The sequence below is a fragment of the Pseudomonas sp. CGJS7 genome (assembly GCF_036961695.1).
Genome location: NZ_JBAMDI010000109.1, coordinates 1 through 11,627, shown reverse-complemented (window position 1 = coordinate 11,627; position 11,627 = coordinate 1). Strand labels below are relative to the sequence as shown.

The 11,627-nt window shown below is 61.3% G+C and carries 10 protein-coding genes; 6 read left to right on the top strand and 4 right to left on the bottom strand.

The features are described 5' to 3' along the window. The first annotated feature begins 15 nt into the window (after positions 1–15). The 5 genes from rbfA (at position 16) to V7787_RS40255 (ending at position 4,720) form a co-directional block, all read left to right on the top strand. Positions 16–414, top strand: a complete 399-nt coding sequence (rbfA, locus tag V7787_RS40275; protein WP_003249967.1) for a 30S ribosome-binding factor RbfA — start codon at positions 16–18, stop codon at positions 412–414. 3 nt (positions 415–417) lie between these two features. Next, entirely contained in the window at positions 418–1,335 is a 918-nt protein-coding gene (gene truB / locus V7787_RS40270) for a tRNA pseudouridine(55) synthase TruB (protein ID WP_003249968.1), read from the top strand. Between the two features lie 147 nt (positions 1,336–1,482). After that, complete coding sequence (gene rpsO / locus V7787_RS40265; protein ID WP_003249971.1) at positions 1,483–1,752, top strand: 30S ribosomal protein S15; 270 nt, start codon at positions 1,483–1,485, stop codon at positions 1,750–1,752. 250 nt (positions 1,753–2,002) lie between these two features. Next, positions 2,003–4,108 (top strand): polyribonucleotide nucleotidyltransferase, encoded by a 2,106-nt coding sequence (pnp, locus tag V7787_RS40260; RefSeq protein ID WP_336093219.1) that lies wholly within the window; start codon positions 2,003–2,005, stop codon positions 4,106–4,108. Between the two features lie 261 nt (positions 4,109–4,369). After that, positions 4,370–4,720 (top strand): BON domain-containing protein, encoded by a 351-nt coding sequence (locus tag V7787_RS40255; RefSeq protein WP_003249976.1) that lies wholly within the window; start codon positions 4,370–4,372, stop codon positions 4,718–4,720. A gap of 75 nt (positions 4,721–4,795) precedes the next feature. Here V7787_RS40255 and V7787_RS40250 read toward each other — a convergent pair whose 3' ends face one another. Beyond that, positions 4,796–5,098, bottom strand: coding sequence for a putative quinol monooxygenase (locus tag V7787_RS40250; RefSeq protein WP_064493342.1), 303 nt, complete (start codon positions 5,096–5,098; stop codon positions 4,796–4,798). A 60-nt stretch (positions 5,099–5,158) separates the two neighbouring features. On the opposite strand from V7787_RS40250, the gene V7787_RS40245 reads away from it, so the two are divergent. Continuing rightward, positions 5,159–5,572: a VOC family protein gene (locus tag V7787_RS40245; RefSeq protein ID WP_010955354.1), complete on the top strand. Its 414-nt coding sequence runs from the start codon at positions 5,159–5,161 to the stop codon at positions 5,570–5,572. A 102-nt stretch (positions 5,573–5,674) separates the two neighbouring features. Here V7787_RS40245 and V7787_RS40240 read toward each other — a convergent pair whose 3' ends face one another. The 3 genes from V7787_RS40240 to acs all read right to left on the bottom strand — a co-directional run bounded on the left by V7787_RS40240 (position 5,675) and on the right by acs (position 11,536). Continuing rightward, the gene (locus tag V7787_RS40240; protein ID WP_064493343.1) at positions 5,675–8,611 is read right to left on the bottom strand and encodes a DUF748 domain-containing protein; all 2,937 of its coding nucleotides are present in this window, start codon (positions 8,609–8,611) and stop codon (positions 5,675–5,677) included. 78 nt (positions 8,612–8,689) lie between these two features. Continuing rightward, positions 8,690–9,559 (bottom strand): oxygenase MpaB family protein, encoded by an 870-nt coding sequence (locus V7787_RS40235; RefSeq protein WP_010955352.1) that lies wholly within the window; start codon positions 9,557–9,559, stop codon positions 8,690–8,692. A 42-nt stretch (positions 9,560–9,601) separates the two neighbouring features. Beyond that, the gene (gene acs / locus V7787_RS40230; protein WP_104887042.1) at positions 9,602–11,536 is read right to left on the bottom strand and encodes an acetate--CoA ligase; all 1,935 of its coding nucleotides are present in this window, start codon (positions 11,534–11,536) and stop codon (positions 9,602–9,604) included. Between the last annotated feature and the right edge of the window lie 91 nt (positions 11,537–11,627).

Below are 11,627 nucleotides of genomic sequence, written 5' to 3'. Positions count from 1 at the left end.
TTACAGGTAGCAAGAATGGCCAAAGAATATAGCCGTACCCAACGTATTGGCGATCAGATGCAGCGCGAGCTGGCCGAGCTGATCCGTCGCGAAGTCAAGGATCCGCGTGTCGGTCTGGTGACTATCACCGCCGTGGACGTGAGCCGTGACCTGGGCCATGCCAAGGTGTTCATCACCGTCATGGGCGAGGAAACCCCGGATGCCGTGCAGCAGTCGCTCAAGGCATTGAATAGCGCCGCCAGCTTCCTGCGTCTGCACCTGGGGCGTTCGATGCAACTGCGCAGCGTGCCGCAGCTGCACTTCCATTTCGATGAAAGTGTCAGCCGTGGTGTGCACCTGTCGGCGCTGATCGAGCGTGCAGTGGCCGAAGACCGCCTGCACAAGGATGCCGACGAGTCGGACACCAAGGAGTAAGCGGTGGCCCAGGTCAAACGTATCCGCCGCAATGTCAGCGGCATCATCCTGCTCGACAAGCCGCTGGGCTTCACTTCCAATGCCGCCTTGCAGAAGGTGCGTTGGCTGCTGAATGCGGAAAAGGCCGGCCATACCGGTAGCCTCGACCCGCTGGCGACCGGCGTGTTGCCGCTGTGCTTCGGTGAAGCGACCAAGTTTTCGCAGTACTTGCTGGATTCCGACAAGGGCTACGAAACCGTCATGCAGATGGGGCAGACTACCAACACCGGCGATGCCGAGGGTGAGGTGCTGCAGACCCGCGACGTGACCGTTGGTCGCGCCGACATCGAAGCACTGCTGCCACGTTTTCGCGGCCCGATCAGCCAGATACCGCCTATGTACTCGGCGCTCAAGCGTGACGGCCAGCCGTTGTACAAGCTGGCACGTGCAGGAGAGGTAGTGGAGCGCGAGGCGCGTTCTGTTACTATTAACCGCTTGGAGTTGCTCGAGTGCGAAGGCACCCGTGCACGGCTGAGCGTAGGATGCAGCAAAGGCACCTATATCCGCACGCTGGTGGAGGATATCGGTGAAGCCCTTGGTTGCGGCGCCTATGTCGCCGAGCTGCGCAGGACCCAGGCAGGGCCCTTTGCGCTGGCACAGACGGTCACCCTCGAGGAACTCGAACAGGCCCATGCCGAAGGTGGCAACGAAGCGCTCGACCGCTTCCTGATGCCATCGGACAGCGGGCTGCAGGACTGGCCGTTGGTCAGCCTGTCGGAACACAGTGCGTTCTACTGGCTGCATGGCCAGGCGGTACGCGCGCCGGACGCGCCACAATTTGGCATGGTTCGGGTACAGGATCACAATGCACGCTTCATCGGTATCGGTGAAGTGAGCGAAGACGGGCGCATTGCGCCGCGTCGGCTGATTCGGTCGGAATGACCGAAACCGCGGGGTCAGGCAGTTGCCGAGCCCCACGGCATCAAGGGTGGCTGTCAGTAGGCACGGTCACACCTTTTTTATTAATACAGGGATTTGTCCCTGGCCTATTGGACCCCGCATGCGGGATCCGTTATCAGGAGAAGCCACATGGCCCTCAGCGTTGAAGAAAAAGCTCAGATCGTTGCCGAATATCAGCAAGCCGCCGGCGATACCGGTAGCCCGGAAGTGCAGGTTGCTCTGCTGACCGCCAACATCAACAAGCTGCAAGGCCACTTCAAGGCCAACGACAAAGACCACCACTCCCGTCGTGGTCTGATCCGTATGGTCAACCAGCGTCGTAAGCTGCTGGATTACCTGAAGGGCAAAGACACCACTCGTTACAGCGCCCTGATCGGTCGCCTGGGCCTGCGTCGCTAATAGCGGCCTGGTCAGTGGTGTGCGTGGGGTGTCGCAGGCTTCGGCAGGGCTGTTTTGCAGCGCTGCCGTTGGGCACTTCACGCGTATCTCCGAGGTTGGCAGCCTGGCAATGCTGAGCGGTTTTTCCGCTTGGTGCCAGGCTCCCAGCCTCGTGTTGTATCTGGACGGTCAATGGGGCCGATTCCCCGTTCTGCCCAAGAATTCGCAAGAAACCAGTTCCCCCAAGAGCCACTGAAAAAGGTAGGAAACCGTGAACCCGGTAATCAAGACTTTCCAGTTCGGTCAATCGACCGTCACTCTCGAAACGGGCCGTATTGCCCGTCAGGCAACCGGCGCCGTGCTGGTTACCGTCGACAACGACGTCACCGTGCTGGTGACTGTGGTAGGCGCCAAACAGGCTGATCCAGGCAAGGGTTTCTTCCCGCTGTCGGTTCACTACCAGGAAAAGACCTACGCCGCTGGCAAGATCCCAGGTGGCTTCTTCAAGCGTGAAGGCCGTCCTTCCGAGAAAGAGACGCTGACCTCGCGCCTGATCGACCGTCCGATCCGTCCGCTGTTCCCGGAAGGCTTCATGAACGAAGTGCAGGTCGTCTGCACCGTGGTTTCCACCAGCAAGAAGACCGACCCGGACATCGCTGCGATGATCGGTACCTCGGCTGCCCTGGCCATTTCCGGCATTCCGTTCGAAGGCCCGATCGGCGCTGCCCGCGTTGCCTTCCACGAAAGCACTGGCTACCTGCTGAACCCGACCTATGAGCAACTGGCTGCCTCGAGCCTGGACATGGTCGTTGCCGGTACCTCCGACGCTGTACTGATGGTTGAGTCGGAAGCTCAAGAGCTGACCGAAGACCAGATGCTGGGTGCCGTACTGTTCGCCCACGACGAATTCCAGGCTGTTATCCAGGCTGTCAATGAGCTGGCTGCCGAAGCTGGCAAGCCGACTTGGGACTGGAAACCTGCCGTTGCCAACACCGAGCTGTTCAATGCTATCCGCGCCGAGTTCGGCGAAGCGGTTTCGCAGGGTTACACCATCACCGTCAAAGCCGACCGCTACGCGCGTCTGGGTGAGCTGCGTGACCAGGCGGTTGCCAAGTTCTCCGGTGAAGAAGGCCAGCCTTCGGCTTCCGAAGTAAAAGAGATCTTCGGCGAAATCGAATACCGCACCGTTCGCGAAAACATCGTCAACGGCAAGCCACGTATCGACGGCCGCGACAACAAGACTGTACGCCCGCTGAACATCGAAGTCGGTGTGCTGCCGAAAACTCACGGTTCGGCACTGTTCACCCGTGGCGAAACCCAGGCCCTGGTCGTTGCGACCCTGGGTACTGCCCGTGATGCCCAGCTGCTGGACACCCTCGAAGGCGAGAAGAAAGACCCCTTCATGCTGCACTACAACTTCCCACCGTTCTCGGTAGGTGAGTGTGGCCGCATGGGCGGTGCTGGCCGTCGCGAAATCGGCCACGGCCGTCTGGCCCGCCGTTCGGTTCAGGCCATGCTGCCTGCTGCTGACGTGTTCCCGTACACCATCCGCGTGGTTTCGGAAATCACCGAATCCAACGGTTCCAGCTCCATGGCTTCGGTCTGCGGTGCATCCCTGGCCCTGATGGACGCCGGTGTGCCGATGAAGGCGCCGGTTGCCGGTATCGCCATGGGCCTGGTCAAGGAAGGCGACAAGTTCGCAGTCCTGACTGACATCCTGGGTGACGAAGACCACCTGGGCGACATGGACTTCAAGGTAGCCGGTACCGCCAAGGGCGTCACCGCGCTGCAGATGGACATCAAGATCAACGGCATCACCGAAGAGATCATGGAAATCGCCCTGGGCCAAGCCCTGGAAGCGCGCCTGAACATCCTCGGCCAGATGAACCAGGTCATTGGCCAGTCGCGTACCGAACTGTCGGCCAACGCCCCGACCATGATCGCGATGAAGATCGACACCGACAAGATCCGCGACGTCATCGGTAAAGGCGGCGCCACCATTCGCGCCATCTGCGAAGAGACCAAGGCTTCGATCGACATCGAAGACGACGGCTCGATCAAGATCTTCGGCGAAACCAAGGAAGCGGCAGATGCTGCCAAGCAGCGCATCCTGGGCATCACCGCTGAGGCCGAGATCGGCAAGATCTACGTCGGCAAGGTTGAGCGCATTGTCGACTTCGGCGCCTTCGTCAACATCCTGCCTGGCAAGGACGGTTTGGTGCACATCTCCATGCTGAGCGATGCTCGCGTCGAGAAAGTCACCGACATCCTCAAGGAAGGCCAGGAAGTTGAAGTGCTGGTACTGGACGTGGACAACCGCGGCCGTATCAAGCTGTCGATCAAGGACGTCGCTGCGGCCAAGGCCTCGGGCGTCTAAGCGACCGTCACGCAATAGAGAAAGGGCCCTTCGGGGCCCTTTTTTCATGGGGACGGGAACCTTTTGCGGACTTGCATCTTGCATGCAGGTTTACCGCGCAGATTGCAAAATGCACGACCACCGAAGTGATGGATATTTGTTAACTCATTGATTTAAAAGGAAATAATAGAAGCGGCAAAGCTGGCACAGCCCCTGCAACTACCTTCATACCTGACGCCAGGACATACGGCGCAGACCTTTCGAAAAACAGGAGTGACCCACATGAAGAAGTTCGCCATTGCTGCCGCTACTGCTACCGCTCTGACCCTGACCATGGCTAACGGTGCATTCGCCGCTGAGCCAACCCAGGCTCCAGTCATGTTGGCGGCCAACACCGTCGACAACGCCAAGCAAGAAGGCTCCGACACTTGGATCACTACCAAGGTCAAAGCTGATCTGCTGACTGAAAAAGGCATCCCAGGCAGCGACATCAAAGTCGAGACCAGCCAAGGTGTTGTTTCGCTGTCTTCTGATGTGAAGGTTACCGAATCGCAGAAAGCAGAAGCGGTGCGCATTACCAAGAACATCAAAGGCGTCAAGAGCGTAATGTCTGACGGCCTGAAAGCCGAATAAGGAATGTCCCGTCGGCCAAATGGATTTGGCCACTTTCATCGAAGCCCTGGCCCGTGCCAGGGCTTTTTCTTGCGCTCAATACACCGGGTTGCGCGCGATCACATCGCTTTCGAAGCATTCCTGCTCAAGGATCAGAGGCTCCACCAATGGACGGCTGTCGCGAAAATGCGCGGTCTGGGTATGCGCGTCATACGCCGCATCATCGCGGTAGATTTCGTACAGGTAGATCACCTCCGGGTCGGCCCGGTCCTGCGACACATCGAACACCAGGCAGCCTGGCTCACTCGCCACGGAGGCTGCAGCATTGTCCTTGATTGCACTGAGGAAAGCTTCGGCGCATCCAGGCTTCACTCGGGTCTTGATGAACAGGCTATACACAAATCTCTCCTTTTGTTTTAAATTCAATAATGAATTGTATACAAAAATGGAGCTTCGCCAATGTCCGAATTGCCCGCCCGTCCTGGCCGCCTGAACGGCCTGCGCCATATCGCCCTGCTGGTGCCCAACCTTGAGGAATGTGAGCGTTTCTACGTCGATGTGCTGGGCATGGAAGTGCTGAACCGCGCCAATGAGGATCTGGTGTACCTCACCTGCGGTAACGACAACCTGTCATTGGGGCGTGGGGCAGGGGCGGCCAACGGGTTGCAGACCCTGGATCACTACGGGTTCATTGTCGACAGCGTGGAGGAGTTGGAAGCCTGGTACCAATATTTCAAGGCTCATGGCGTGACCTTGCTCGACCGGCCGTTCAACCATGGTGACGGCGCACGCAGCTTCCACCTGCTGGACCCGGCCGGGAACAAGGTTCAACCGCTGTATCACCCGGCGGTGTCGGGGCAGCGGTTGGTTTGAAGCCCGTACTGGCCTCTTCGCGGGCACGCCCGCTCCCACAGGTAGTGCGCAGGCCTGTGGGGGCGGGTGTGCCTGCGAAAAGGCCAGGCCTGCCAGAGGGGATTACTCGGCATCCAGGTGCATCGGTGTCACCACCCGGCCATCGCTTTGAGGCTGCCCCAGGCTGGTATCGATGAAGTACACCCGGTCGTCTTCCAGCTTGCCCTTGTCGACCAGGTAGTCCTTGATGCTGCTGGCCCGCTCCTGCCCCAAGGTACGCAGCAAGGCGGTGCTCTCGGCCCACGACTTGATCACGGCCTCGCGTAGCTTGGCGGCGCGCTCGTCACGGCCCAACTGCTCCCATTCGGCAGGCGGCTGCTGCTTCAGGCGGGTGCGGTAGATGCCTTCGAGCATCGCGGGCTTGTCGCTGTCGTCCACCACCAGCATCGAGGCATTGGCCGGCACCTTGTCACCCCGTCGCTGCAGGATCTTGTACCAGGTGGCCTGGTACTCACGCTCAAGGCGCTGTTGGGCAATCAGCGGGCCATCGCTGGCCTGGGCGCTGGTGCCTTCGATTTCCAGGCGCAGTTCCGGGCGCTCTTTCAGCGCGGATGCCAGCTTGTCCAGGGACGACTGGGCCTCGCTGCTGAGTTCGCTGGAGCCGGGGGCGAACGCCACGTTGCCAAGGTCTTCCGAGCTGCCGCCGCTGATCAGCCCGCCAATGAATTTGAATGGCGCCTGCGCCGCGCGCAGCACCAGGTTGCGCAGGGTTTGCCAAACAATCGGCATCACGCTGAATTGCGGGTTGTTGAGGTCGCCAGACACCGGCAGCTCGATCGAGATCTTGCCCTCGGTATCCTTCAGCAATGCCACCGCCAGGCGGATTGGCAGGTCGACCGCATCCGGGCTGTCGACTTTCTCGCCCAGCTGCAGTTGTTCCACCACTACCTTGTTCTCGGCCTTGAGTTGGCCGTTGGTGATCAGATAGTGCAGGTCCAGGTTCAGCCGGCCCTTGCGGATGCGGAAGCCGGCGAACTTGCCGGAGTAGGGCGTCAGCGTGGTCAGTTCGACGCGCTTGAAGCTGGTGGCAATGTCCAGGCTGGCCAGTGGGTTGAACGGGTTGAGTGCGCCCTTGATGGTGACCGGTGCGTAGCGGTCTACCTTGCCCTTGACGTCGACCTTGGCCGGCTGTGGCTTGCGGTTGTCGATGGTGCCGATCTGGCCGTTGAGTTGCTGGATGGCCGTGGCGAAGTTGGGGGTAAGCGACAGGTCGGCAAAGTTGGCCGAGCCGTCGTTGATGTCGATCTGCCCGATATGGATGCCAAGCGGCTTGTTGTTGCTCGCCGTGGTCGGCTTGGGCTGGCTGCTCGCCGGGGCGTCGGCCGGTTGCGGGATCAGCAGGTCATTGACATTGGTGGTGCGGTCTTCGTTGATGATGAAGCGTGCATAGGGCTGCAGCAGGGTCACCTTGTCGATCGACAGAGCATCGCCGTGCACGTAGGACAAGCCATCGACGTTCACCTGCTGCCATTTGACGAAGTCGCGGCTCTTGATGGTGTCGAGTGTGTGCAACTGGCTGACCTGCGCCTTGCCGGTCACATTGAAGGCCAGCGGCGCGGTGTTCTTCAGGTCGACCTTGAGGTCGCTGGAGAGCATGCCGCTGCGCAGCTCCAGCAGGATGAACGGGCTGATGTAGGCCTGGGCCACACGCAGGTCGATGTCGCGGGTGCTCACATCCAGCTTTGCCCATATCGGTGCCAGGTTGACCTGGCCTGCGGCCTGCAGCTTGCCTTGCTTGCCCACACCGGTATCGAGTTTGAGGGTGAAGGGCGACTGGTTGAGGCTGTCGAAACCTTGCAGGTCGGCGTTGAGGGGTCCAATGTCCAAGGCTACCGGTTCCTTCTGGCTGCGATCTGCCAGATGCACCAGGTAGTTGCGCAACTGCACGTCCTTGAGCAGCACTTGCCAAGGCTTGCTTGGCTCTTTGGCAGCTTTCTCTTCAGGCGTAGGTTCTGCGGCAGCCGGCTCGGCCTTTTCCTTCGGCGTGGCCTTGGCGGGTTGGCTGGCAAACAGCTTCTGCCAGTCGAGCTGGCCATCTTTTTCCAGCGCCGCCCAGGTTTCGAGCTTTTCGCTGCGGACCTTGCCCACGGTGACCTGCTGCTTGACCATATCGATGGAGGTTTCGCTAACCTCCAGGCTTGCCAGGCGTGCCAACGGTCGGCCATCCGGCGCCTTGATGGCGAATGGCGCGATGCGCACGGAGACGTTATCCAGCAGCAGTTCGGTCTGTTTGGCGAGGTTGAGCTTGTAATGCGTATCGAGGCTTACCACGCCGTCTTCCAGCACCAGTGGCACGGCATCGCGCACGTAGGGCCAGAACAGCTTCATCTTGCCGTCAGTGACCTTCAGTGTGCCTTCGGAGGCGATCGGCGACAGGCTCAGGGTGCCCTTCCAGTCGATGCGTCCGCCATTGGGGCCGCTGGCCACCAAGGTCATGTCGGCATTGTCGTTGGGCAGGGTGCTGAGGTTTTTCAGCTCCAGATTCATGTTGTCGTAGAGGAACTCGATCGGCTCGCTGGGCCGCAGGTCCTCGAAGTGCAGGTAGCCGTCGACGAGCTTGATGCTGCCAATACGCAGCGGGAACGGGTCGCTGGGCGGCTCTTCGGGTTTGGCTTCGCTGGCCGGTAGTTTGAACAACCCGGTCAGGTTGAGGGTACCGTCCTTGGCGAACAGCACTTCGTTGCGCGGCTTGTCGAGTTCCACCGCTTCCAGATGCAGGGCTTTGGTCCACAGGCTGTCGAGCGAGGCGTTAGCGTAAAGACGCTCGAAGCCGACCTGCTCCTTGCCCGGCTCGCCGATCTGCAGGCCCCACAGCGTCAGCTCGAGGCTGAAGGGGTTGAGTTCGATCCGTTCGAGGTGGGCCGGCACGGTGGCGTATTGGGCCAACTGCTGGTTGGCGATGCGCAGTGCGACACCGGGAAGAATGAGAAAGCCGAGCAGGCTATACAGGGCTACCAAGGCCACGATTGCGCCAGCGGCGCGAGTCAATCCTTTGTACATGTGTCGCTTCGTCAGTCTAAGCAGGAGTGCTTGGAGTATGGCACGTTAAATCAGTTCCGCAGGGGCCACCCTTTGCGCTCAATCAATGCCCATGCGCCGTTTGGCTCGGTGTGCCGAACCGTCGCGCATTGCCCAGCGCAGTACCGGCGCGGTGCGGCGCAGGCCCAGGCGGATCAGGCGCTGCTGCAGGGGCCCGTGCTGCAGGCCGAGCAGGGCCTGGGCCCAGCCGGGCAGCAAGTCGATACCCGCGTGCAGCATCAGTTTGCCAACCGGCTGTGCCAGGCGGCTGGGGGCAGGGGCGTCGAGCAGGATTCGTATCACCTCATGGCTGCGCGCATCACAATGCAGCTGCGGGCGTATGTGTTGCAGATAGTCTTCAACTTGCTGACACGAGCGCGGCACGTCACGGGCGCCAAGGCGCTCGGCGATCAGGGCGATTTCGTTGTAATAGGCATCCTGCTCGGCGCGTGGCAGGCGTGGGTTGCGGTAACGCAGGTGGGCAGCGAGGAAACGGCTGACCTCCGCTACATGCACCCAGGTCAACAGGTCCGGGTCGCTGGCCGCATAGGGGCGGCCATCTGGTGCCGTGCCGGTGACCTGCAGGTGAATGGTGCGCACTTTGTCGATCAGCCACTCGGCATCGCCCGTGGCGCCGAAGGTGGTGCCGGAAATGAACTGGCTGGTGCGGCGCAAGCGGCCGAGCAGGTCTTCACGAAAGTTGGAGTGGTCCCACACACCGGCCAGGGCCAGGGGATGCAACAACTGCAGCATCAGCGCGCTGATGCCACCGACCAGCATGCTCGGAAAGTCGCCATGTACCCGCCAGCTGATGCTGTGCGGGCCGAACAGGCCGGGGTCGCCCTTGGGCGATTCCAGGTCGAGCTGGCCGAGGGCCAGCCCGGTGAGGCTCATGACCTGGGTTTCGATGCGGCGACGAAGGGCTTCCATGGCGACCTGCTGTGCAGGGCGGCCATGATGGGTGGCCGCCGGTTACTGGTTGAGGCGTTTGTCGATCAGGCCCTGTACCACGCTTGGGTCGGCCAGGGTCGAGGTATCGCCCAGGTTTTCCAGCTCATTGCAGGCGATTTTGCGCAGTATACGCCGCATGATCTTGCCTGAGCGCGTCTTGGGTAGCGCTGGCGCCCACTGAATCAGCTCAGGCTTGGCGAAGCTGCCGATTTCCTTGCTGACCAGGGCCAGCAGCTCGGCCTTGAGCGTGTCATCTGGCGTCACGCCATTCATGGTCGTGACGAAGGCGTAGACGCCTTGGCCCTTGAGGTCGTGGGGGTAGCCGACCACCGCGGCTTCCGCCACGCTGTCATGCAGCACCAGTGCGCTTTCCACTTCAGCGGTGCCGATGCGGTGCCCGGACACGTTGATCACATCGTCGATGCGCCCGGTGATCCAGTAGTCGCCGTCGGCATCGCGACGGGCACCGTCGCCAGTGAAGTAGTAGCCGGGCAAGGGCTTGAAGTAGGTGTCGACCATCCGTTGGTGGTCGCCGTAGACGCTGCGGATCTGCCCGGGCCAGCTGGCTTTGATCGCCAGCACGCCGGCACCGGGGCCTTCGATCAGTTTGCCTTTTTCGTCCAGCAGCACCGGTTGCACGCCGAACATCGGCTGGGTGGCGCAGCCGGGTTTGAGTGACTGTGTGCCGGGCAGTGGGGTGAGCATGATGCCGCCGGTTTCGGTCTGCCACCAGGTATCCACAATCGGGCAGCGCTTTTGCCCAACCTCCTCGAAATACCATTCCCAGGCTTCCGGGTTGATCGGCTCGCCGACGCTGCCCAGCAGACGCAGGCTTTTGCGTGAGGTGCTCTGCAGTGGCGCGGAGCCCTCACGCATCAGTGCGCGCAGGGCGGTCGGGGCGGTGTAGAAGATGTTCACCTGGTGCTTGTCCACCACCTGCCAGAAGCGCGAGGTATCCGGGTAGTTGGGCACGCCTTCGAACATCAGCGAGATTGCGCCATTGGCCAGCGGGCCATAGACGATGTAGCTGTGGCCGGTCACCCAGCCGACATCGGCGGTGCACCAGAACACCTCGCCGTCACGATAATCGAACACCACCTTGAAGGTCATCGTTGCCTGCAGCAGGTAGCCGCCGGTGGTATGCAGCACCCCTTTGGGTTTGCCGGTGCTGCCGGAGGTGTAGAGGATGAACAGCGGGTCTTCGGCCTCCATCGGTTCTGGGGGGCAGTCGTCGCCGGCATCCTTCGTCGCTTCGTGATACCAGAGGTCGCGGCCCTCGGTCCACGCAACATCGCCGCCAGTGCGACGCACCACCAATACGCTACTGACCGCAGGGCAGCTGGCCAGGGCCTTGTCGACGTTCTGTTTCAGCGGGATGCGTTTGCCGCCACGCACGCCTTCATCGGCGGTGATCACGGTGCGGCAGTCGGCATCGAGAATACGGTCTCGCAAGGCATCGGGGGAGAAACCGCCGAACACTACCGAGTGGATGGCGCCGATGCGGGTGCAGGCGAGCATGGCGAAGGCGGCCTCGGGAATCATTGGCATGTAGATGCACACCCGGTCGCCTTTCTTCACACCGCGCGCTTTCATTGCATTGGCCAGGCGGCAGACCTGACGGTGCAGTTCGCGGTAGGTGATGGCCTTGGAGTCCTTGGGATCGTCGCCTTCCCACAGCAGGGCCGTTTGCTCGCCGCGCTGGGCCAGGTGACGGTCGATGCAGTTGTAGCTGACGTTGAGTTGCGCACCGTCGAACCAGCGGGCCTTGCCGGTATGCAGGTCGCATTGCTGCACGCTTGACCACGGTTTGATCCAGTCCAGGCGTTTGGCCTGTTCGGCCCAGAAGGTGTCTGGGTCTTCGACCGACTGGCGGTAGAGGCGGCGGTAGTCTTCGGGGGTGAGGGCGGCGGACTGGCTGACGGCCAGGGCCTGGGGGTATTTGCGGATATCGAACATGGCGGGTGGTCCTGCTCTTGTAAGGGGCGATGGACTGCAACGGCTATTCGATAGGACAGTGTAGCTGGGAGCGGTGTTCAACCTGGGCCGG